We start from the raw sequence: 23,292 nt of genomic DNA, 5'->3' as shown, positions 1-23,292 counted from the left end.
ACAATACAACAAATTGTGAATAGACTCACTAGTCGTAACAAAACACGCCAATTTATTTGCAGTTAATCACAATATAGCGATCATTAAATTGCCTGAATTCTGGTTTAGGCATTTTATGACACCTGATATGTGAACGTAATACAAAACAATAAGAGGATAGACATGAACACTACGCTGCGCACACTCTCCGCTGCGTTGGCCGCTGCGCTGATTTCACCATCCGTGTTTGCTGCTTCCGCCACGCTTCCGGGTATCGATTTTCATGGCTATATGCGCGCCGGGGTTGGGGTCTCCGGCGACGGTAGTCAGGCCGAATGGCAAAAAAACAAAATTGGCCGTCTGGGTAACGAGTCCGATACCTACGGCGAGCTGGAGCTGGGATCAGAGGTCTATAAGAAGAATGACGTGAGCTTCTATCTTGATAGCATGGTCAGCATGGTCTCTGACGGTTCTAACGATAACGAAACCACGCTCGATGATGATGCCCAATTCGGCCTGCGCCAGCTCAACCTGCAAATCAAAGGGCTGGTCCCCGGCGATCCGAACGCGGTCATTTGGGGCGGTAAACGCTACTACCAGCGCCACGATCTCCACATCATTGATACCAAATACTGGAACATTTCCGGATCCGGTGCCGGGATCGAAAACTATACGCTCGGCCCGGGGGCCGTTTCATTTGCCTGGATCCGCGGCGATGCCAATGATGTTGATAGCCGTATCGATGGTAAAAGTGACGTCAACATTAACTACCTTGACCTGCGCTACGCAGGCTGGAAGCCTTGGGCCGGGTCGTGGACCGAATTTGGTATCGACTACGCGATGCCTAACACCACCAAAAAGCAGGATTCTTACGGCGGCCTGTATGATGCTGAAAACGGTGTCATGCTGACCGGTGAAATCAGTCAGAATATGCTCGGAGGATCGAATAAAACAGTCCTCCAGTATGCGACTAAAGGACTTGCGCAGAACATGGTTTCCCAGGGCGGCGGCTGGTACGACATGTATAACTACGTCAATGACGCCACCGGATACCGCGTGATTAATACCGGTTTAATTCCGATTACCGAAAAGTTCTCCATTAACCACGTTCTCACCTGGGGCTCTGCGGACAACATCACCGATTACACGGATAAAACGCGCATGCTGTCGCTGGTGGCTCGCGGGCAGTATCAGTTCACCGAATACGTGCGCCTGATTGGCGAAGTGGGCGGCTTTTACCAAAAAGATAGCTACAAGAACAATACTGATTATAAGCAGGCCGGTGAGAAATATACCATCGCGCTGGGCCTGGCCGATGGCCCTGACTTTATGTCTCGCCCGGAACTGCGCATTTTCGCTTCGTATCTGAATGACTCTGAAAACGGTAAACCGTTCGAAGATCAAACTGCCAATAATACGTGGAACTTTGGTGTACAGATCGAGGCCTGGTGGTAGCCGTCATTTAACTGTTTTATCTCCAGCTGTACGGTCGTTAATTACCCTCCGGTAATGATTATTGCCATTGAATGCTTTGTTTTCTTTTCGGGATAACCCATTATTGCGTTATCCCGTTTTATTTTATTTACGGCTGGCAAAGTGTTCGTCAAGTAATTGACGCAAAGCATCCGACTGTTTACCGAAAATAGCATGCACCTGCTGTCCAAGAATAATAACGCCAAGCGCTCCCTGCTGCTGTAGCCCCTGAGAGTCAACAATCGACAGATTATTCACCGTGACGCGTAAGCGGGTGATACAGGCGTCAACGTTGATAATATTCGCCTCGCCGCCAAAAGCCTGAATTAAACGTTCAATCTGTTGTTGTTCCGCAGGGCTTAACGTTACCGCCGGACGAGACTGGGAGAAGTAATTCAGAAAGGATTTTAAACTCACCATAATAGACTCCTGCTAAGCAGATAAAAAAACGCCTGCTCTTGAGAGCAGGCGTGAATAGAGAAAAATTACGCGTGACGGCTGAGAATGCGGCAATCCCACGCTTTTAAGGTCAACGGCGCGTTCAGTGCCGTGCCGGTGAGGCTGTCCTGATAGCCCTGCGGTAAGGCCACCTGCTGCTGCTGCGCGCTGTAGTTTTGCAGGAACACGTAGGTGGTCTCACCGTCCGTCCGTGCGGTCGCCACCACGCCCGGCGGGAAATTGGCCGCCACCGCACGCGGCAGCGACAGCTCTTTACTTATGGCGGTGAAGAAGTTCCGCTGGAAAGCCAGATCGTTGCGCGAAGCGACGTGCCAGGCCTTACCTTTACCCACATGATTGACGGTAACCGCCGGTCTTCCCGCGTAAAAATCATCGCGGTAGGTCGCCAGCGGCTGTGCCGTTTCGGCATGGATCAGTTCACACAGATGGCGTACCTGATACGGTCCCTGCAGGCCCCCTTCATTGCCCGCCAGCCCCTGTACCAGGTTGCGTTCGCCGTCGTTCAGGCAGTCAATCTCTTCCGCCCAAATGCCCAGCAGTTTACGCAGCGGGCCCGGGAAACCGCCGAGATGGCAAAGGTCGGACTCGTTCACTATGCCTGTCCAGTATGTTGTCACTAAATGACCACCGTTGGCCACAAAGGCCTCGGCGCGTTCGGCAAAGCCGTCGCGAACCATATACAGCATCGGGGCAATAACCAGTTGATAAGCGCTCAGGTCAACATCGGCATCGATGATATCTACCGCAATCCCCTGTTCCCAGAACGGACGGTAATGTTCGTTGACGGTATTTTCATACTCCATGCCGAGATTTCGCGGCCCCTGTGCATCATCCAGCGCCCAGCGGTTTTGCTGGTCGAAGATAATCGCCACTTTCGCATCCGTCCGGCAGCCCACGACGCCCGGCAGCTGGCTTAGCATCTCGCCGAGCGCCGTCACTTCACGGCCCACGCGCGTATCCAGATGACCGACATGATCGATAATCGCGCCATGAAACTTCTCAACCGAACCGCGGCTCTTACGCCACTGGAAGTACTGCACCGAATCCGCGCCGTGCGCTACCGCCTGCAGGGAAGAGAGAATATGCATTCCCGGTTTCTTCAGCTTACTGGTCGGCTGCCAGTTGGTCGCGCTCGGGGTGGATTCCATTAACACAAACGGTTTGCCGCCCTTCAGGCTGCGCATCATGTCATGATACATGGCGGTGTAGCAGGCCAGCGTGGTTTCATCTTTATCACGGTGCCACATGGGGTAGCTGTCCCATGAGATAAAGTCCAGCACCTGCGCCAGCTGCCAGTAGTCGTAATCGTAGAAATACTCCATGAAGTTGGTGGTCACCGGCAGCGCAGCATTCGCCGCTTTCAGCGGCGCAATTTCGTGACGGCAGAAGTCCGTCACCTGAGCGGTATTGAAGCGATGCCAGTCCAGGTTCAGACCATGAATGGAGACTTCCCCCTGCGGGGCCGGAGATTCGATCTGCGACCAGTCGCTGTAGGTGTGGCTCCAGAAGGTGCTCCACCAGGCGTGATTGAGATTATCCAGCGTTTCATAACGCGCTTTCAGCCAGTCTCGGAAACGCTCCTGGCACAGGCTGCAGTGGCACTCTCCGCCGTATTCGTTGGAGATATGCCAGCCCAGCACCGCCGGATGCTGCGAGTAGCGCTCCGCCAGCAGGGAATTTATTTTCTGGGTTTTATCACGGTAGACCGGCGACGACATACAGTGATTATGACGTCCACCGTGCAGCGCAGGCACCCGATCGCGACCGACGCGCAGGACCTGAGGATATTTCTGCGACATCCAGGCCGGGCGCGCGCCGCTTGGGGTCGCGAGAAAGACATGAATGCCGGCGGCATAGAGTTTATCCAGGATACTGTCCAGCCAGCCAAACTCAAATACGCCTTCCTGAGGTTCAAGTTTCGCCCAGCTAAATATCCCTACCGACATGACATTACATTTTGCCTGCTGCATCATGGCAATATCTTTATCGATAATATCGGGATAGTTTTCCCACTGCTCCGGGTTATAGTCGGCGCCATGCAATAGCGCATTGACCTTCGGACTCAGAGGCGCAAATTTTTTCATAATAAACATCCTGAAGTGTAAAGCTGAATAATTAATTGAATACCTTCATCGACGGCAATGCTTTTCCCTGGCAATCAAACAGCGCCTGATTTTCCCGGGCATTCCCCTCTTTCCCCTCGTCGTGGATATATTTCATTCCGGCAGGCGTCGCCCAGGTATTTCCCGGTACGGCAATCCACGTCGGCTCCCAATAAAAAATACCTTTACCACGGTGGTCCGGTACGTCCGCAACGGCCTGCATTAAGTCGTGAATATAATTATATTGCCCCTGTACGGTGGCAGGATAACCGCCATCCTTTTCCTCTTTCGCCTGGAAACTATTTTCGGCGTTGTCGCAGTTTTCCAGGGTATAGGCGTAAGCGGCTTCCACCACTATCACATCTTTGTTATAGCGCTTGCTGATATCATCCATATTGGCTTTCAGCGCGCTAATCGGACCATTCCAGTAGGTGTACATCGACAGGCCGATAATGTCATAAGGCACGTTGCGTTTGCTGATTTCATCAAACCACCAGCGGAAGGTGTCATTTTTGGTCCCTTCAGCCAGATGGAGCATGATTTTAATCTGCTCGCCGCCGGTGAGGTTTTCCTTCAGGCCGTCAATGGCGGCGTTAAGCAGCCCCGCCAGGCGATCGAATTCACCGCCGCCCTGCCCCCAGCTTTTGCCTTCCGGCCACAACATACCGCCGTTGATTTCGTTGCCGATCTGGACCATATCCGGCAGCACGCCCTCCTGTTTAAAGCGGGCAATCGTGTCCCGGGTGTAGTCGTGGATGGTGGTTTTCAGCTGCGGATAATCCATTTTCTCCCAGGCCTTCGGCTTGAACTGCTTGCCCGGATCGGTCCAGAAATCGCTGTAGTGAAAATCAAGCAGCAGCTTCATACCCTGCGCTTTTGCGCGCTTCGCCAGCGCCAGCGTCGCCGCCAGATCGTTATCGCCGCCGCCGTAACGCTGACCCTGGGCGTCTTTTGGATCCACCCACAGGCGCAGGCGAACATAGTTCACGCCGTCGGCCTTCAGAATCGCGATCGGATCCTGCGGCTGATTGTTGTGGTTAAAGAACTTCGCGCCGTGCTTTTCCGCGTCCAGCAGCGTGGAGATATCCGCGCCTTTAATAAAATCAGCGGGCATATTGCTAAACGCCTTCGTTTGCAGCGCATCTGCCGCCAGCGTACCGGCGGAAAAACAGCATGCCAGAGAAACAGCAAGCCACGCGGGTGTTAATCTTTTCATGGGGTTATCCTTTTGTACTGCCTGAGGTGAGGCCGGAAACAAAGTATTTTTGTAGCGCCAGATAGAGAATCGCCACCGGGACGGCAATCAGCACCGCGCCCGCCGCGTAGGTGGTGTAGCTGGCGCCCATTTTCTGCGCCACCAGGTTATACAGGCCAATCGGCAGCGTGTATTTATCCGGGGTACGCAAAATGGTGCTGGAGAGGATGAAATCCCCCAGCGGGCCGGTAAATGAAAACAGCGCCACCACCGCCAGAATAGGTTTCGACAGCGGCATGATGATTTCGATAAAGATGCGGAAGCTGCTGGCGCCATCCATCCGCGCGGATTCATCCAGATCTTTGGGGATCGCGTCCAGATACCCCTTCATGAGCCAGGTATTCATCGGGATCATGCCGCCAACGTAGATCAGCACCAGCGCCAGATGACTGTTGATCAGTCCCAGCAGCTGAGAGAGAACAAAGATCGCAATCAGCGCCGAGAACTGTGGGATCATCTGCAGCAGCAGAAACAGCATCAGCCCGTTCTGCCGCCCTTTGAAACGAAACCGGGAGAACGCATAGGCCGTGAAGCTCACGCTGATTAAGGTCAACGCCATGGTCATGAAGCTGATTTTCATCGAGTTCCAGTACCAGGTGAGATAATTCACATTGCCGTTAAACAGATCCGCGTAATGCTGGAACGACAGGTTTTCAGGAATAATCGACGTACTCAGCAGACTGTTCCCGGCGTTCAGAGACGCCCCTACCGTCCAGACCAGCGGGTATATAATAATCGTCGATACAAAGAGGACCACCAGCCAGGTGAGAGACAGGCGAATCCACTTTTCGCGTTTAATACTCGGTGATTTAGCCATGTTGCTTCCCTTACGCCATGTCGTCGTTTTTGAAGGATTTCGTGGCGCGGAACTGCCACAACGCCAGGCCGACGACAAAAATCGACAGCAGAATCGTGATGGTGGCCGCGATGGCGTATTGCGAAGACGACATCGTTAATTTGTAGATCCACGACACCAGAATATCCGTACCGCCGGCATTCGACCCGGCTACCGCCGGTCCGCCGTTATTGAACAGGTAGATGATATTGAAGTTGTTAAAATTGAAGGTGTACTGAGTAATGATGATCGGCGCAATGGAGTAGAGCACCAGCGGCAGAGTAATGGTCCGCAGGCGGGTAAAAGCGCTGGCGCCATCCATGGTGGCCGCTTCATACAGATCGTCCGGGATCGCCTGCAGGACGCCGGTGGTCATGGCGAAAACAAACGGAAAGCCCAGCCAGGTTTGCATCATGATCAGCGCCGTTTTAGTCCAGAACGGGTCGGTCAGCCAGGCCTTCGGCGTGATGCCAAAGAAGGACAAAATGGCGTTGTTAATCACCCCGAATGAATCATTGAACATGCCGGCAAAAACCAGAATCGTCACGAAGCCCGGCACCGCCCACGGCAGAATGAAAATTGTGCGGATCATCGGCTTAAAGCGCAGATCTTTCTGGTTGACCAGAATCGCCAGCAGCACGCCGACGGTACATTGCAGGGTCGTCGCCAGCAGCGTCCACACCACCGTCCACTGCAGTACGTCAAAGAAGGTCGAGCGCCAGATGGATAATGTGAAGATATTGATGAAGTTTTTGAATCCCACCCAATCCACCAGTTTCGCCGGCGGCGTGTGATAAAGGTTGTAGTTAGTAAAGGCGATAGCAAAACCAAACAGGATCGGGAAGATGACCACAAACACCAGCAGTATGAAGCCGGGCGTGATCATCAGATACGGGAAACCCTCGCTGAGCAGCATCTGATACTGCTTGCGTACGCTATTCAGCGCCATGCCTTCATCGCGCTTTTTGCCGTTAACCCAGGCATCGCGCAGCGAGAGGAAATAGACCAACAAACCGAATACGATAATCAGTACGCTGATTATCCCTTCCGCCAGCAGGAAAATAGAGTTATCCCGCGGAACTTCCTCGCCTAAGGTATATAACCCCCACAGGCCTTCGCTGAGAAAGTCATAGAAAATGCTCATAAAACTGCTCAGCAGCACCAGGAAGACAATCCCCTTCAGCCACTGGCGGTGATAAAACTGCCCAAAACCCGGCACGATAGCCAGCAACAGGCCGCACCACGCATGGCGTCCTGCGCCGCGCGCTTCGGCAATATTTTCGCTGGGATTGATAATCACACACGACTCCTTCTGAAAACGGGAGGACGGCCCTCCCGTCCTGTTAAATCACCGGATTATTGATTGCTGGCCTGCATGGCTTCGATCTGCATCTTGATCTGCTTTTCAGCGTTATCGAGCGCCGCCTTCGGCTCCTGTTTACCGGTCAGGCTAAGCTCGAGCGCGGCGTTCGCCGGGCCCCATACTTCGCCCATTTCCGGGATCCCGGGCATCGCCGTCGCCCGCGCTGACTGCACCGCCACCGCGCTGGCCTTTTCGTCATTCTTAATCAGCGGATCGTCAATCATGGCCTTCAGCGGCGGGATTTCTCCGGTGGCGACATAACGCGCTTTCACGTACTGCGGCTGGTTGATGAACTCGATAAACTGCTGCGCCAGCGCTTTATCTTTACTCCACGTCGAGACGACATAGCCCTTCACGCCGAGGAAGGAGCTCATCGGTTTGCCATCCGGCAGCGTCGGCAAAGGTGCGACGCCATAATGAATGCCTGCCGCTTCATACGGCTGGAAGGCCCACGGGCCGTTAATCACCGCAGCCGCTTTCTTCTCGGTGAACAGCGAGTCGATGGCGTTCAGCCCGTTATCGCCGAGGATCCCCGCCGGGAAGACCTTGTCGGTGTAGAATTTTTTCAGGAAAGTCACCGCTTCCACCGCGCCTGGCTTATTCAGGCCGACATCCTGCGGGTTGAAGCCGCCTTTGTCGTTTTTGCCAAAGATATAGCCGCCCATTGGGCCAATAGCGCCCCAGCTGTAATAGATCTGGTCAAACTTCGCCAGCAGGCCGTACTTACCCTCTTCGCGCTGCTGCTTCGAATAGTCGAACCAGTCCTGCAGGCTATCCAGCGGCTTATCGATCAGGTCTTTGTTGTAAATCAGCACCAGGGTTTCCACCGATTTCGGTACGCCGTAAAGCACGTTATCCATATGGAACGCGTTGATTGACGCCGGCGTAAAGGCCTCCTGCTTCGCCGGGTCCAGCGTCAGGGGAGACAGCAGTCCCTGGACGACCGCACCGCCTAGCTGGTCATTAGGGATCACCAGCACGTCCGGGCCAATGCCCGCCGGGCCATCAAGGCGCAGCTTTTCCAGCTGCTGGGCGTACGGCATTTCCTGCATGTTCACCTTAACGTTGAACTGCTTTTCAAAATCGCTTACCGCGGCCTTAATGCCGTCGGATTTTTTGATGTCTTCCCAGACGTTGAGCTGTCCGGCCGCGAGCGCCTGCAGGCTAACCAGCTGGCCGGCAGTCAGAGTAGTAAGGATCAGTGCAGCAAGAGTGTTCTTTTTCATTACCAACCTCATGTGAAGGTATAACAATTTAATGGTTTTTATTGGGCAATATGACTTCCGAGGATCTTTCCGTTAACTGATAAACGGTGATTCATAAACAAATATGCCGTTATTTCTGATTTGTTATACGGTACGCTTTGAATGCTGACAAAACTACTGAAAGCTGCCAGTTGTGTGATCGTGATTGCAGAAATGAAACATCGATATAGGGCGCTAAAACTCTGGAAGTTATAGTCACTGCATGATTTTAGTGTCGTTGAGCATCGCCAGGCTGAATTGTTACACGTTATACAAACAATGCGTCACAGCCCAAATCCCAACGGCAAAAACGGCTACTAACCCGGGGAGTGTTGATGTCCAATATACGACTGAGGAATGTCACCAAACGGTTCGGCAGTACAGTGACGCTGCATCAGGTAAATCTTGATATTGAAGATGGCGAGTTTGCGGTTTTCGTCGGTCCGTCAGGCTGCGGCAAATCGACGCTACTGCGAATGATTGCCGGTCTCGAAGAGGTGAGCGAAGGTGAAGTGCTTATTGGCGATGAGGTGATGAATGATGTCGTTCCTGCCCATCGCGGCGTCGCCATGGTGTTCCAGTCCTATGCGCTCTACCCGCATATGACGGTAGCGGAAAATATGGGCTATGGCCTGAAGGTGAATAAAGTGCCAAAAGATGAAATTCGCCGCCAGGTTGAAATGGTAGCGAAAACGCTGCAGCTCTCTCATCTGCTGGATCGCAAACCTAAGCAGCTTTCCGGCGGCCAGCGCCAGCGCGTGGCGATCGGTCGCGCCATCGTGCGTAATCCACGGGTATTTATGTTTGATGAACCCCTCTCCAACCTGGATGCCGAGCTGCGCGTTGAGATGCGCCTGCATATTGCTAAACTGCATCATGAACTCAAAACCACCATGGTTTATGTCACCCACGATCAGGTTGAAGCGATGACGCTGGCCGATAAAATCGTGGTGATGAACTACGGCAAAGTTGAGCAGATGGGTTCGCCGATGTCGCTGTATTACAACCCGGTCAATAAGTTCGTTGCGGGATTTATCGGTTCGCCGAAAATGAACTTCCTGCCCGCGACGGTCACCGCATGGCAGCCGGGCCAGCTTAGCGTGAAGATGGCGCAAGATCATAATCTGACACTCAATATCACCACATCGCCGCTGCAGCCCGGCGCTGCCGTTACCCTCGGTATTCGCCCAGAACATCTCTCAACCGATGTGAATATCGGCACCGTAGTTGAGTTTCAATGTGAAGTCGTGGAGAGACTGGGTAACAACACCTATCTGTTCGGCCAGTGCTACGGCCACGATAACGTCAAAATTCTGCTGCCCGGCGACATTCATTTCCATCCCTGGCAGAAAATCAATGTGGCATTCGACGATCGCTACTGCATAGTGTTTGATGAAAAGAATCAGCGTATTAGTGCAGATATAATTGCCCTCGAATAATTGAACTGCTCTATTTTAGGAATTCCTTAAATGGTATTTTTTTCAACGTGGCCTTAAGCAACATTTATTAGGAATGACAAATGTTCAAAAATTAATATCTTATAGATATATTATTAAGTAACCACTTTTTTTGGAGCTTATAATGTTAGTATTGGTTACAGGTGGTAGCGGGTACATTGGTAGTCATACCAGTTTGCAGTTGCTCCAAAACGGGCATGATGTGATCATCCTGGACAATTTGTGTAACAGCAAACGTAGCGTAATGCCGGTTATCGAACGTCTTAGCGGCAAACATCCGACCTTTGTCGAAGGCGATATCCGTAACGAAGCGCTGATGACGGAAATTCTGCACGATCACAGTATCGACGCGGTGATCCACTTTGCCGGTCTGAAAGCGGTCGGTGAATCCGTGGCTAAGCCGCTGGAGTACTATGATAACAACGTTAACGGCACGCTGCGTCTGATTTCGGCCATGCGCTCAGCCAACGTTAAAAACTTCATTTTTAGCTCCTCTGCAACCGTCTATGGCGACCAGCCAAAAATCCCTTACGTTGAAAGTTTCCCGACCGGCACGCCGCAAAGCCCTTACGGCAAAAGCAAGCTGATGGTCGAGCAGATCCTTACCGATCTGCAAAAAGCCCAGCCGGACTGGAGCATCGCCCTGCTGCGTTACTTTAACCCGGTCGGCGCGCATCCGTCGGGCGATATGGGCGAAGATCCACAGGGTATCCCGAATAACCTGATGCCGTATATCGCGCAGGTTGCCGTGGGTCGCCGCGAATCGCTGGCTATCTTCGGTAACGATTACCCGACCGAAGACGGCACCGGGGTACGCGATTATATTCACGTCATGGACCTGGCCGACGGCCACGTCGCGGCAATGCAGAAACTGGCGGATAAACCCGGCGTACATATCTACAACCTGGGCGCAGGCGTGGGTAGCAGCGTGCTGGATGTAGTTAACGCCTTCAGCAAAGCCTGTGGTAAACCGGTCAATTACCATTTCTCCCCGCGTCGTGATGGCGACCTTCCGGCCTACTGGGCTGATGCCAGCAAGGCAGATAAAGAGCTGGACTGGCGCGTTTCCCGCACCCTTGATCAAATGGCGCAGGACACCTGGCACTGGCAGTCTCGCCATCCGCAAGGCTATTCAGACTAAGGAACAGTGATGACACAATTTAACCCGGTCGATCATCCGCATCGCCGCTATAACCCGTTAACCGGGCAATGGATCCTGGTTTCACCGCATCGTGCGAAACGCCCCTGGCAGGGGGCGCAGGAAACGCCTTCGCAGCAAACGCTGCCTGAGCACGATCCGGACTGTTTTCTCTGCCCCGGCAATACCCGTGTTACCGGCGACAAGAATCCGGACTACAAAGGCACCTACGTTTTTACTAACGATTTCGCCGCGCTGATGACCGACACGCCCGACGCACCGGAGAGCGACGATCCGCTGATGCGTTGTCAGAGCGCGCGCGGTACCAGCCGGGTGATCTGCTTCTCACCTGACCACAGCAAAACGCTACCGGAATTAACCGTCGACGCGCTGGCGGAAATCGTTAAAACCTGGCAGCAGCAAACGGCGGAACTGGGGAAAGACTATCCCTGGGTACAGGTGTTTGAAAATAAAGGCGCGGCAATGGGCTGCTCCAACCCGCACCCGCACGGTCAGGTTTGGGCCAACAGCTTCCTGCCTAATGAAATCGAGCGTGAAGATCGCCTGCAAAAAAGTTACTTTGCCGAACAACACTCGCCGATGCTGGTCGACTATGTTCAGCGCGAACTGGCGGACGGCAGCCGCACTGTAGTGGAAACAGAGCACTGGCTGGCGGTGGTGCCCTACTGGGCCGCATGGCCGTTCGAAACGTTACTGCTGCCTAAGGCACATGTATTGCGGATCACTGATTTAACCGACGAGCAGCGTCAGGATCTGGCGCTGGCGCTTAAGAAACTCACCAGCCGCTACGACAATCTGTTCCAGTGCTCTTTCCCCTACTCGATGGGCTGGCACGGCGCGCCGTTTAACGGCGAAGAAAATCAACACTGGCAGTTACACGCCCACTTTTATCCGCCGCTGCTGCGCTCTGCCACCGTGCGTAAGTTTATGGTTGGCTACGAAATGCTGGCGGAAACCCAGCGCGATCTTACCGCAGAACAAGCCGCCGAACGCCTGCGTGCGGTCAGCGACGTCCATTTTCGCGAATCCGGAGAATAACAATGAGTCTGAAAGAAAAAACACAGTCTCTGTTTGCTGAAACATTCGGCTACCCTGCTACCCACGTTATTCAGGCACCGGGCCGCGTCAATCTGATTGGCGAACACACTGATTATAACGACGGTTTTGTGCTGCCCTGCGCAATTGATTATCAGACGGTGATCAGCTGTGCAGCGCGTTCCGATCGAACCGTGCGCGTTATCGCCGCTGATTACGACAATCAGGTTGACAAATTTTCGCTGGATGCGCCGATTGTGACGCATGAAAAGCAGCAGTGGTCCAACTACGTCCGCGGCGTGGTAAAACACCTTCAGCGGCGTAACGCCAGTTTTGGCGGCGCGGATTTGGTTATCAGCGGCGACGTTCCGCAGGGCGCGGGCCTCAGCTCTTCCGCCTCACTGGAAATCGCAGTCGGTACCGTCTTCCAGCAACTTTATCATCTGCCGCTGGACGGTGCGCAAATCGCCCTGAACGGTCAGGAAGCGGAAAACCAGTTTGTGGGCTGTAACTGCGGCATAATGGATCAGCTTATTTCCGCGCTGGGCAAAAAAGATCATGCCCTGCTGCTTGACTGTCGAACGCTCGGCACCAAACTGGTTTCAATGCCGAAAGGCGTGGCGGTGGTTATTATTAACAGTAACTTCAAGCGTACGCTGGTGGGCAGTGAATACAATACCCGCCGCGAACAGTGCGAAACCGGGGCGCGATTCTTCCAGAAGCCTGCGCTGCGTGACGTTAAGCTGGACGAATTTAACGCGGTGGCGAACGAGCTGGATCCTGTCGTTGCAAAACGCGTGCGCCACGTACTGACGGAGAACATTCGCACCGTCGAGGCCGCTGATGCGCTGGAGAAAGGCGATCTGCAACGGATGGGTAAACTGATGGCTGAGTCTCACGCTTCCATGCGCGATGACTTTGAAATTACCGTACCGCAGATCGACACACTGGTTGAGATTGTGAAGGAGGCGATTGGCGATAAAGGTGGCGTGCGTATGACTGGAGGCGGCTTCGGAGGTTGCATTGTGGCGGTGATACCGGAAGAGTTGGTTGCGAATGTGCTTCACAAGGTAAATAAAGAATACGAAGCGAATACGGGAATTAAAGAGACCTCCTACGTCTGTAAACCTTCTGATGGTGCCTGTCAACATATAAAAACTTTTTAGCTTGCAGCTTGCAAGACCATTAATAATAAAAGCAACTGAATAGCTGTACTTAATTATGCCACACCTTACTTCATCAGTTGCTTTTATTATTATAGGGAAATACGCATTACAAAAGGGAATTCTGTTCCCACTGGTTGTCGCTGATTACCACGGACTTCTGGGGTGAAAACCACTCAAAAAAGTCAACTATAAGGGTATCCTCATAGTAATTTAATTGGCGAATTTTAATCGTTGAGGATCCCTATAGGCATTTTGCCAAAACATTGTTTAAACTATTTTGGGGAGCGGGTAAAAATGACATAATTTATTCACAGGCCTTGTAGAAGGAACTATTCAAAAATGGATTTAGATCAGGTAAAATTGTACCTATAAAATGAAATATAGGGATATAACTTTCAATTAAGTTGTCGTATTTTTTATCATGCTTGACGTTCTTGTCCAGGATTTTGCCAACTTGAACAACCACATCTTTCCGGTTATCTGATATCCGTTCGTGTCAAAACTTAAATCCCGTCATTTCATCGACCTGCTGAAACGCATTGATGAAAAAGGCTTACAGGAAGTCACGTCCCGCCCGCGGCAGCAACCCGGCAGCCGGTCTTGGCGAAGTGACAACGCCGCCCGTCAGATACTACCATACAGCTCTGCCGCTGGAACGCCTTCCCGGGCAGATCGAAGGTTATCAGCAGGGGCGCGAGTTAACCCGGTTTGCCGTCCTGCTGGCGCTGCATGTGTTCATTCGCTCCAGTGAACTGCGCTTCGCCCGCTGGTCAGAGATTGAGTTAAGAAACCGGGTCTGGGTAATACCCTCGACACGGGAACCCATTGTGGGGGCGTTATTGCAATCGCGGTGCCAAAATGCGTACGCCGCATATTGTGCCTCTGTCAGAACAGTCCATCGGCATTCTGGAACGGATTAAGGAAATATCCGGAGACCATGAACTGGTGTTTCCTGGAGACCATAATCCGTAAGGACCGGTGTGTGAAAACACGGTCAATAAGGTGCTTCGCCTGATGAGTTATGACACTTATCAGGATATCTGCATTCACGGCTTCCAGGCGATGGCATGTAGCGCCCTGATGGGATCAGGCTTATGGTCGCAGGAAGCGGTGGAGCGCCAGATGAGCCCTCAGGAGCGCAACACCATGCGTCTGGCTTAGGCATACATTCATAAGGCTGAGCATCTGGAAGCTGTAGTGGCACAGTAAATTTGGCCACCTGATTAAAGGTGATATCCTCACCTCAACACACAACAGGTGACTTAATGAACAAGAAAACCAAACGTACGTTCACCTCTGAGTTCAGACTGGAATGTGCACAGCTGATTGTTGATAAGGGCTACTCATATCGACAAGCCGGTGAAGCGAGGAATGTCGGGTCTACCACTCTTGAGAGCTGGTTACCGGTACTGGCTAAAACGACGCGATACGGTTAATCCGGCGCGTGTCAGGCTGTACAGCGAAATACGACGGGCGTGGAACCAGAGCCGGGGCTCTGCGGGGGTGCGCACTATAGCTGAGATGCTGGTCCAAAATGGCGTCCCGATGAGCCGTTACCATGCCGGGCGTCTGATGAAATACTTGAACCTGAGCAGTTGTCAGCCCGGAAAACATCAGTACAAAAATGCCCGTCAGGCGCATACCTGCCTGCTGAACCTGCTTGAGCGTCAGTTCGCTGTGCCCGAGCCAGACCGGGTATGGTGCGGAGACATTACGTATATCTGGGCAGGAAATCGCTGGTGCTATCTGGCGGTCGTTATGGATCTTTTTGCCCGCAGGGTTATCGGCTGGAGTCTGTCAGCGGAAGCAGATACCGCACTGATAAGCAGTGCCCTGCGGATGGCCTGTGAAACGCGTGGTCAACCGCGTGATGTCATGTTCCTTAGCGACCAAGGTAGCCAGTATACAGGCCTAAATATCAACAACTTCTCTAGCGTTACAGAATAAACCAAAGCGTCAGTCGCCGAGGAAACTGCTGGGATAACAGCCCGATGGAACTCTTCTTCCGCCGTCTGAAAACAGAATGGATGCCGACGGATGGTTACGCAGGCAAGGACGAAGCCCGGCGACAAATTAGCGCCTATATCCTGAATTACTACAACAGCGTCAGGCCTCACCATTACAACGGTGGGTTAAAGTAGGCACGATTTCCTCACCTGCAAGTACACTTAAATAAATAGTCATCGCCGAATGCTCCTTTCGAGTTCTGTCAGTTATCCGGCGCTACGGGGATTTAAAGTTTGAGTAATTCCAGAGAAGTTTATTGCTCACCCCGAATTAGTTGCATCCCAGGCAGCCTGCGCTGCAAGCATGGCATCCATGTTGTTTTCCACCCACCGAGCGACTACCGTAACAGTATCGGTCAAAGTCTGGCCCAGAGGGGTCAGGCTGTACTCCACCGTCGCCGGCACAGTTGCGTAAGCCTCACGTGAAACCAGTCCATCCTTTTCCAGTTTGCGCAGTGTCTGGGTCAACATCTTCTGGGTAATGCCCCGGATATCACGCCGCAGAGCATTGAAACGCGCCGGTCCGCGCTCCAGACGACCAAGAATGAGTAACGCCCATTTGTCGGCCAGCCGTGCAAGCACATCCCGTGTGGGACAACGGTCATCGTAAACACTGTAAGGTAACGGCATGTTATTCATAACGATAGTCTCTCCAGTCAGGTTCCCATGAGGGTACCTGGTGACATTCAGGTGCCTTCTTCCGTAACCTGCCCATCTTGTGTATAAATTGGTCGTTGGTTTCTATTTGATACTAAGGAGCCAAAAATGGCAAAAATTCTGCAGCGGGGCAAGACCCAGTTAAGTAACAGACTGCTCCCGCTCATCCTGGTTGCTGCCGTGAGTATCGGTTTTCCCGGTGTTACCCTGGCACAGAAAACAGACCCACATGTGGTACCACAGGTTAATGGTGATGAATTTTCCCCACTCGGGAAATCTTATAACGTTGATTTTGGCGATCAGAAGTTTCGGCTGGATTTCCCGTCGGTTCATGAAATGCATTTTACGTCACCCGATGGTAAAAACTCGGCCACAGTGCCGATTACCGTGACACCGATTGGAAATGACGTGTACATGATCTACTGGTCACGCCGTGCGGGTCAGCATGTGGTTCATGTGGATGACTTCCGTAACGGAATTTCTTATACCAATATTTTTTTACCGGACGGCTCGGCGTCTCGCAGGAAAGATACACTGACAGAAATAAAGAAATAACAAGAGAAAAAGAAAATGTTGAATCGTTTTAATTCCTTATTCAGCCAGTATACGAATCATCCCGATTTCGGGAAACTTTTACTGCGTCTCACGTTCGGAATATTAGTGATATTCCATGGTGTTGCAAAAATGAACCACGGTATTGGCTGGATTTCCGGCCTGCTGGAAGCCAGAGGATTACCCGGATTTATAGCTTATGGTGTATTCCTCGGTGAGATTGTAGCGCCGTTATGTATCATTCTCGGCTGGTTTACCCGACCTGCAGCATTTATTTATTCGTTCAATATTCTGGTCGCCACGTTACTTGTTGGGATTGGTAAATTTTTCATCATTACCAAGGTGGGCGCCTGGGGGCTTGAAAACGAAGCACTCTATTTCATGGGCGGAGTGTGCATTATGTTTCTGGGGGCTGGCAAATATTGCCTTTCAGCCAGATACGAATGATCAATGATAATTAAGGAGACATTTCATGAGCATCGTAGTGGTTTATTATTCCGGATATGGTCATACAAAACTGGTGGCTGAAAAAGTGGCATCCGGTGCTCAGGCTGAGTTGATTGCTGTTGATGAAAATGGTGATATTCAGGAGAATGACTGGCAAAAGCTGAATGATGCGAAAGCAATCATTTTTGGTGCGCCCACCTATATGGGTAGTGTTCCGTGGCAGTTCAAAAAGTTTGCGGATGCAACCTCTAAAGTCTGGGTCAGCCGTGGCTGGCAGGATAAAATTTTTGCCGGATTCAGCAACAGTGCCAGCCTGAACGGTGACAAGCAAGTTTCTCTGCAATACCTGCATACCCTAGCCTCCCAGCATGGCGGGATCTGGGTAAGCCTGGGCATGTTGCCATCGAACACACTCGCTGCCACACGTGAAGACATCAATAACCTCGGCGGTTCTGTTGGTCTTCTCGTGCAGTCACCATCTGATGCCGGCACGGATAAAATTGCATCCGGGGATCTGGATACTGCCGTTAAATTTGGTGAGCGTATTGTCTCCATTGCGCAAAGATTTAATTAATAATGGCTGGTCCGTTCCGGAAAGGACGGGCCAACATCTCAGTGAAATATATAATAAATGTTAAGATCGATATAAATTCCCCCAGAAGGCTGATTGATTTTGTTACAATGGTAGTTATAGGCAAACGGGAAGGTGATTGTACTACAATCCATTCCGTTAACTTCAGTTTTTATCCGTGTTAACTAAAGTAAAGATTCTCAGATCATTGACTGGTATTCTTATCTCTACTGAATGTTACCCTGTGCGGCTGGCAGGATGATAGCCGGGACAGGGGGCGTTACTTTTTCTACTGTTCTTTCTGTCAGATATTTTATCGGTGGTTTTCCTACCGACTTACGAAACATTGTCACAAAACCGCTGGCATTCTCATAACCGAGTCTCAGCGCAACGTTTTTTACACTGCTGCCATTCATCAGCCACTGAAGGGCCAGGATTACATGTAACTGGCGTCGCCAAATTCTGAAACTCATTCCTACTTCAGCCATCAGTTGTCTGCTCATACTCCTCTCACTCATACCAATACGCTGGGCCCACTCACTTTTTGTTGTCTTTTCTGAAGGCATATCCATCAGATCTTTAGCCAGCCTTTGCAGGCGTGGCTCCGTTGGTAATGGAAAGCTCAGACTCTCAGCCCGGGCTGATGCAATTTCATCAAGGAGGGTATAAATGAGGCGCTCTTCTGCACTCTCTGGTGAATACAGCGCAGGGAACTGGATCGCTTTTAATAATAGTTCCCGTAACAAAGGCGAAACAGCAAGAGTACAACAACTGAGAGGTAATCCTGCCAGCGCATCAGGCGTTATATAAAATGAATAGCATTGTGTTTCGGCGTGTCCTTTTACTGAGTGTAAAACCAATCCCGGGATCCAAAGTGCGCTTTGTGGCGGAACGATCCACATACCGCGATCTGTTTCACAATGGAGAATGCCTTTAACGGTGTACAGGAGTTGTGCTTTGGCATGTTTATGTGGTTTTCCCCAGTTCCAGGGAGCACCTGTGCCTGTGTGAGCGAAAAATATTCTGTCGATTTGGTCTGGTTGTGAAAGCATTTTGGAGATCCGGATGTTAAGAGGCCTCATTATGGCCTGTTCTAAAAATATTATGGCCGAATTGTGCAATGATATCCAGCCCATAACAAGTTAAATTAAGTCTGTTGACTGACATCGTTATAAATAATGAGCCTTAGTTTGGTGTCAGTATTCAGAGAGGTAGATATGAAGGTTAACACTGAAGACTTCCCATTTGTCTGGACATATATGCAGGAAGAAGGCCTAAACAATAATATTTCCCCATTAGAGCAGTTTGATTCTCTGCTAAACAGAAATGAGCCTTTCATTATGCTCAATGATGAAGGATTAAGCGTGGGTGAGTTTAAAGAAGATCGTCAACATATGCATCAAATCTCACGTTGGGTGAAAGTTAACAGAATCAGATTAACCACCTTAGTTAAAGCCAGCATTTACATTGAATCAGACGAAAATAAACATTTATCCGCGAGAAAAATTGCATCATCCTATGAGAAGTTATGGGGATACCCTTTTTTGATTGCCGCCAGTAAGGAAGAGGCAATACAAATCGGGCGTAAATTATTATCTCTTGAAAATTAAGGTGAAGAATTTTAAATAACCATAAACAGATTTACTCAGTTATTTCTTCAGAAAAATAAAAAGAAAATTAACTGATGACATATATTTCCAAAAGGCAAATACGACATTCCCTGATTATAGGTGATATCGATACCAGGAATATTAAATGTTATCTCTTTTTTTATTATTTCAGAGTATTCAATGACTCTATTATTTTATATTTTCGTTATCTGAAGCAAACAGACGCGATTTCATTTAATCATTAATGGTAATGATTATTATTTAGATTCTCTTTCAAACATTTGGGATATGTTATGAACACACCTTATTTATTTCGCCTGAAACCTGTGGCCGGCATGCTCATCTTCAGCCTTTCTGCACCGCATGTATGTGCTCAGGCAACTGATATACCTGAAACCGATGTTTCCGGTAATGTGATGCCGTCAGATGACCAGGAAGAAACTATGCTGGTCACAGCAGAAAAAATGCTCAAACAACAACCTGGGGTATCCACGATTACATCAGAGGATATCCGTAAAAATCCGCCGGTTAATGATTTATCTGACATCATCCGAAAAATGCCAGGCGTTAACCTTACCGGGAATAGTAACACAGGTGCACGCGGTAATAACCGGCAGATTGATATCCGGGGAATGGGTCCAGAGAACACGTTGATTCTGATTGACGGAAATCCGGTAATGTCCAGAAATTCTATTCGTTATTCATGGGATGGTGAAAGGGATACTCGCGGGGATACTAACTGGGTACCTGCTGAAGAAGTCGATCACATTGAGGTTTTGCGTGGTCCCGCCGCAGCCAGATATGGTTCGGGAGCCTCAGGGGGTGTAGTTAACATCATAACCAAACGCCCTACAAATGAATGGCACGGAAGCTGGGGATATTTTCTCAACCAGCCAGAGAGCAGCCGTGAAGGTAACACAAACCGGACTAATTTCAGCCTGAGTGGCCCCCTGGCGGGTGATGCCCTCACGATGCGGATTTATGGTAACTGGAACAAGACCAAAGCTGACAGCCCGGATATTAATGGTACGAGTTCTGAATCCGGGCTGACCCCAGCCGGGCGAGAGGGCGTCAGAAATAAGGATGTAAATGCTGTTTTATCCTGGAAGCCGACTATTAATCAGATCATTGATTTTGACGCAGGCTATAGTCGGCAGGGGAATATTTATGCAGGTGATACTCAGTTCAGCATGGCCACAAACAAAACCAATGAGCTTGCAAAATCCGGCGCTGAGACGAACCGGTTGTATCGTCAAAACATTGCTGTCACGCATAATGGCATCTGGGACTGGGGGCAGTCCAGATTATCATTCCAGTTCGAACAAACCAGAAACAGTCGGTTACAGGAAGGACTGGCGGGGCGAGTCGAAGGAACAATAGCGGATGATGCTGATTTTCAGACCAGCAGGCTGAAGGACTACAGAGTTAACGGTGAAGTAAATTTTCCAGTTGAGCTCTGGGTTGACCATACATTCACTCTGGGTGCTGAATGGACCCGCTCGGAACTCAATGATCCGGGTTCGACAGGCGAAGCATTGTTCCCCGGAGATATGATCGCCGGTGTACCTTCCACTGGCCGGAGTTCCGGGTCGTCTGCGGATATTTCAGGCCTTTATCTTGAGGATAATATCCAGGCCTCGGACAGCACTGAAATCATCCCTGGCTTACGTTTCGATCATCACAGCGACTTCGGCAGTAATTTCAGTCCAAGCCTCAATGTTTCTCAGGGACTGGGCGATATGTTCAAATTAAAGGCAGGTATCGCCAGAGCTTTCAAAGCACCTAACCTGTATCAATCCAACCCTAACTACGCGCTGAACTCCTATGGACTTGGATGCCCCATTTCAATGGGCTATGGCCCCTGCTATCTCCTGGGCAATGATGATCTGAAGCCCGAAATTAGCATCAATAAAGAAATCGGGCTGGAGTTTAAAAATGAAGGATGGTTAGCGGGGATCACCTGGTTCCGTAATGATTACAAAAATAAAATCATTGCTGGCTCCGATGTTCTTGGTGTTACCCGCAGTGGTACATCCATTTTACGATGGGAGAATACCGGAAAGGCGGTTGTTCAGGGACTGGAAGGTAATCTGACCATACCATTGAAGGATCGACTTGAACTCTCCACCAATGGGACTTATATGATTGAATCAAAAGATAAAACCACTGGTAATCCATTATCAATCATTCCAGAATACACAATTAATTCTACCCTGGACTGGCAGGTGACTGATGCTCTTTCAACAAATATAAACTACACCTTTTACGGTCCGCAAAAACCACGCAAAAACGCAGTGACTAATACTGATAAATTCTATGGGTTAAATCAGATGCGGGTAGGTTCATACGGTCTTGTAGGTGTTGGTGCCCAGTACAGGGTCACGAAAAATCTTGATGTAAAAGCAGGAATTACCAACCTTTTCGATAAGGATATAAAGAGAAGCGGGTTAGGGGCTTCAACTTATAATGAACCAGGAAGAGCTTATTACATGGGCGTTACAGCATCTTTCTGAAAAGAAATAATGATAAACCAAATGGTGTAACCAGATGAAAAGAAAAATGACCCAGGCGATACCATCAAAAATACGTTTTATAACCGGAGTCCTGATGGTTGTTTCAACGACTGCATATGCACTTCCGTCGGTGGATAAAACGGTGAAAATTGGAAATAGTGTCTATGAGATCGCCTATAATCCTAAATTCGATGAGATCTATGTTGCCACTTCAGGGCCGGTCAGCAAAGATGGTTACAGACAGGCGGGGATCGTAGTGGTTGATGCCAGGACGCTTGAAAAGAAAAAAACGATTGATGTAGGACATGACCTCCCCTTCGGGATTGCACTCAATGTGAATACGCAGAAACTGTACGCTTCGGACAGTATATCCGGGGTTGTGGCTGTTTACGATGTTAAAACAGGTATGAAGCTTCATTCCATCCGGAATCCTGCTTCGCACTCACCACTGCGGGAGATCGTCATAGATGCCAGAACAAATACAATTTTCGCTTCATCGGTCGGCGGTTTTCAACACAGTAAAGATAAACCTGCTCCCCAAAGTACTGTCTGGGTTATTGACGGAAATACTGATACCGTAAAACATACAATTCTGGATCCTGTAAAATCAGCTACAGGGATGGTTTTTGATAATAAAACCAGAAAATTATACGTCGCTGACTTTTTCAAAAATGAAATTGCCGAGATTGATCCTGCTACCTGTAACGTAGTAAGGACGTTCCCATCATCAGCTGTAATAAATGGAAATCCAGCATGGAAAGAAAAGGCTGACGGGCCGGACACAATTAATCTCGCCTTCGATAGCGATAAGGGACGTATATTTGCCGTTAATCAGGCATCAGGAAATGTCAGTGTCATCAGTGCAAAAGATGGAAAACTCATAAAAAACATCAATACGGGGGCTGGTTCATTAAGTGCGAAGTACGACAGTAAAACCAATAAACTTTACGTTGCAAACCGGGGCGACGGTACTGTGACAATCATAAACGGAGATACTTATCGTGTGGAAGCGAACCTCTATACCGGAACTCATCCTCAGAGTATCGCGATTAATCCATCCGACGGTATTGTTTACGTCAGTAATCGTGCTAAAGGATATGCAGGTAATGTTACGGAAGGTCCTCTGCCTTACGAGCCAGGGGGAGACACACTGACCAGAATTAGACCTTGAAATGATAAATACCTGATAAGGGCTGCTTTTACAGCCCTTTAATAATTTTGATAAACTCACCATTTGGTAACATCTTGCTAAGCCTTATAGGCTTGAGAACGATAACGCCCTCTTTTCCAAAAATAATACAAAAATTGAAAACATCGGCATGAATAGATGAAGCCCGGCAATTTCGCTTTATTAAGTAGAGTGCAGTAAAAATACATAAAGAAACTAAATGTTACCGGCAGTACTTTTC

General features: G+C 50.1%; 21 protein-coding genes and 1 pseudogene. 14 read left to right on the top strand and 8 right to left on the bottom strand.

Annotated features, from left to right (window positions below):
- The first annotated feature begins 162 nt into the window (after window positions 1–162).
- On the top strand, window positions 163–1,434 hold the full coding sequence (locus tag DTA24_RS09920; RefSeq protein ID WP_123836764.1) for a maltoporin: 1,272 nt from the start codon (window positions 163–165) through the stop codon (window positions 1,432–1,434).
- Between the two features lie 123 nt (window positions 1,435–1,557).
- Here the strand turns inward: DTA24_RS09920 and DTA24_RS09915 are convergent, their stop codons facing one another.
- From DTA24_RS09915 to DTA24_RS09890, 6 genes are all read right to left on the bottom strand, one after another.
- On the bottom strand, window positions 1,558–1,872 hold the full coding sequence (locus DTA24_RS09915) for a glucose PTS transporter subunit EIIB (protein WP_042944457.1): 315 nt from the start codon (window positions 1,870–1,872) through the stop codon (window positions 1,558–1,560).
- A gap of 65 nt (window positions 1,873–1,937) precedes the next feature.
- Window positions 1,938–3,995, bottom strand: coding sequence for a beta-galactosidase (locus tag DTA24_RS09910; RefSeq protein ID WP_123836763.1), 2,058 nt, complete (start codon window positions 3,993–3,995; stop codon window positions 1,938–1,940).
- 31 nt (window positions 3,996–4,026) lie between these two features.
- Window positions 4,027–5,229: an arabinogalactan endo-beta-1,4-galactanase gene (locus DTA24_RS09905; protein ID WP_123836762.1), complete on the bottom strand. Its 1,203-nt coding sequence runs from the start codon at window positions 5,227–5,229 to the stop codon at window positions 4,027–4,029.
- A gap of 4 nt (window positions 5,230–5,233) precedes the next feature.
- Complete coding sequence (locus tag DTA24_RS09900; RefSeq protein ID WP_004848313.1) at window positions 5,234–6,085, bottom strand: sugar ABC transporter permease; 852 nt, start codon at window positions 6,083–6,085, stop codon at window positions 5,234–5,236.
- Window positions 6,086–6,095: 10 nt separating this feature from the next.
- Window positions 6,096–7,403, bottom strand: coding sequence for a carbohydrate ABC transporter permease (locus tag DTA24_RS09895; protein ID WP_123836761.1), 1,308 nt, complete (start codon window positions 7,401–7,403; stop codon window positions 6,096–6,098).
- A 56-nt stretch (window positions 7,404–7,459) separates the two neighbouring features.
- Entirely contained in the window at window positions 7,460–8,692 is a 1,233-nt protein-coding gene (locus DTA24_RS09890) for a maltodextrin ABC transporter substrate-binding protein (protein WP_123836760.1), read from the bottom strand.
- Between the two features lie 353 nt (window positions 8,693–9,045).
- Here DTA24_RS09890 and DTA24_RS09885 point away from each other — a divergent pair, with 353 nt between their 5' ends.
- The 7 genes and pseudogenes from DTA24_RS09885 to DTA24_RS28775 all read left to right on the top strand — a co-directional run bounded on the left by DTA24_RS09885 (window position 9,046) and on the right by DTA24_RS28775 (window position 15,668).
- Complete coding sequence (locus DTA24_RS09885; RefSeq protein WP_123836759.1) at window positions 9,046–10,149, top strand: ABC transporter ATP-binding protein; 1,104 nt, start codon at window positions 9,046–9,048, stop codon at window positions 10,147–10,149.
- Window positions 10,150–10,291: 142 nt separating this feature from the next.
- Complete coding sequence (gene galE / locus DTA24_RS09880; RefSeq protein ID WP_123836758.1) at window positions 10,292–11,308, top strand: UDP-glucose 4-epimerase GalE; 1,017 nt, start codon at window positions 10,292–10,294, stop codon at window positions 11,306–11,308.
- Window positions 11,309–11,317: 9 nt separating this feature from the next.
- Window positions 11,318–12,364: a galactose-1-phosphate uridylyltransferase gene (gene galT, locus DTA24_RS09875; protein ID WP_123836757.1), complete on the top strand. Its 1,047-nt coding sequence runs from the start codon at window positions 11,318–11,320 to the stop codon at window positions 12,362–12,364.
- 2 nt (window positions 12,365–12,366) lie between these two features.
- The gene (galK, locus tag DTA24_RS09870) at window positions 12,367–13,527 is read left to right on the top strand and encodes a galactokinase (protein WP_123836756.1); all 1,161 of its coding nucleotides are present in this window, start codon (window positions 12,367–12,369) and stop codon (window positions 13,525–13,527) included.
- Window positions 13,528–13,975: 448 nt separating this feature from the next.
- A pseudogene (locus DTA24_RS09865) lies at window positions 13,976–14,682 on the top strand (tyrosine-type recombinase/integrase); the annotation flags it as partial.
- Window positions 14,683–14,898: 216 nt separating this feature from the next.
- A complete protein-coding gene (locus DTA24_RS09860; protein WP_264756986.1) occupies window positions 14,899–15,474 on the top strand; it encodes an IS3 family transposase in 576 nt (191 codons plus the stop codon).
- Between the two features lie 44 nt (window positions 15,475–15,518).
- The gene (locus DTA24_RS28775; protein ID WP_264756985.1) at window positions 15,519–15,668 is read left to right on the top strand and encodes an integrase core domain-containing protein; all 150 of its coding nucleotides are present in this window, start codon (window positions 15,519–15,521) and stop codon (window positions 15,666–15,668) included.
- 126 nt (window positions 15,669–15,794) lie between these two features.
- Here the strand turns inward: DTA24_RS28775 and DTA24_RS09855 are convergent, their stop codons facing one another.
- Complete coding sequence (locus tag DTA24_RS09855; protein WP_413773788.1) at window positions 15,795–16,172, bottom strand: winged helix-turn-helix transcriptional regulator; 378 nt, start codon at window positions 16,170–16,172, stop codon at window positions 15,795–15,797.
- A 126-nt stretch (window positions 16,173–16,298) separates the two neighbouring features.
- Here DTA24_RS09855 and DTA24_RS09850 point away from each other — a divergent pair, with 126 nt between their 5' ends.
- From DTA24_RS09850 to DTA24_RS09840, 3 genes are read left to right on the top strand one after another with little or no spacing between them, the layout of a single operon-like run.
- The gene (locus DTA24_RS09850) at window positions 16,299–16,745 is read left to right on the top strand and encodes a MoaF-related domain-containing protein (protein WP_123836755.1); all 447 of its coding nucleotides are present in this window, start codon (window positions 16,299–16,301) and stop codon (window positions 16,743–16,745) included.
- A gap of 15 nt (window positions 16,746–16,760) precedes the next feature.
- Complete coding sequence (locus tag DTA24_RS09845; protein ID WP_123836754.1) at window positions 16,761–17,189, top strand: DoxX family protein; 429 nt, start codon at window positions 16,761–16,763, stop codon at window positions 17,187–17,189.
- 25 nt (window positions 17,190–17,214) lie between these two features.
- On the top strand, window positions 17,215–17,763 hold the full coding sequence (locus tag DTA24_RS09840; protein WP_123836753.1) for a flavodoxin family protein: 549 nt from the start codon (window positions 17,215–17,217) through the stop codon (window positions 17,761–17,763).
- A gap of 224 nt (window positions 17,764–17,987) precedes the next feature.
- Here the strand turns inward: DTA24_RS09840 and DTA24_RS09835 are convergent, their stop codons facing one another.
- Entirely contained in the window at window positions 17,988–18,812 is an 825-nt protein-coding gene (locus tag DTA24_RS09835; RefSeq protein WP_227540392.1) for an AraC family transcriptional regulator, read from the bottom strand.
- Window positions 18,813–18,977: 165 nt separating this feature from the next.
- Here DTA24_RS09835 and DTA24_RS09830 point away from each other — a divergent pair, with 165 nt between their 5' ends.
- The 3 genes from DTA24_RS09830 to DTA24_RS09820 all read left to right on the top strand — a co-directional run bounded on the left by DTA24_RS09830 (window position 18,978) and on the right by DTA24_RS09820 (window position 23,054).
- A complete protein-coding gene (locus tag DTA24_RS09830; protein ID WP_123836752.1) occupies window positions 18,978–19,370 on the top strand; it encodes a hypothetical protein in 393 nt (130 codons plus the stop codon).
- A gap of 293 nt (window positions 19,371–19,663) precedes the next feature.
- Entirely contained in the window at window positions 19,664–21,883 is a 2,220-nt protein-coding gene (locus DTA24_RS09825) for a FepA family TonB-dependent siderophore receptor (RefSeq protein ID WP_319922322.1), read from the top strand.
- Between the two features lie 34 nt (window positions 21,884–21,917).
- Entirely contained in the window at window positions 21,918–23,054 is a 1,137-nt protein-coding gene (locus DTA24_RS09820) for a YncE family protein (protein ID WP_123836751.1), read from the top strand.
- Window positions 23,055–23,292: the final 238 nt, after the last annotated feature.

Origin of the sequence: Klebsiella sp. P1CD1, from assembly GCF_003790505.1 — a bacterium.
In the GTDB taxonomy this organism is placed as follows: domain Bacteria; phylum Pseudomonadota; class Gammaproteobacteria; order Enterobacterales; family Enterobacteriaceae; genus Klebsiella; species Klebsiella variicola.
Note: the sequence above shows the minus strand (reverse complement) of the source record. Positions and strands in the feature narration are given on the sequence as shown.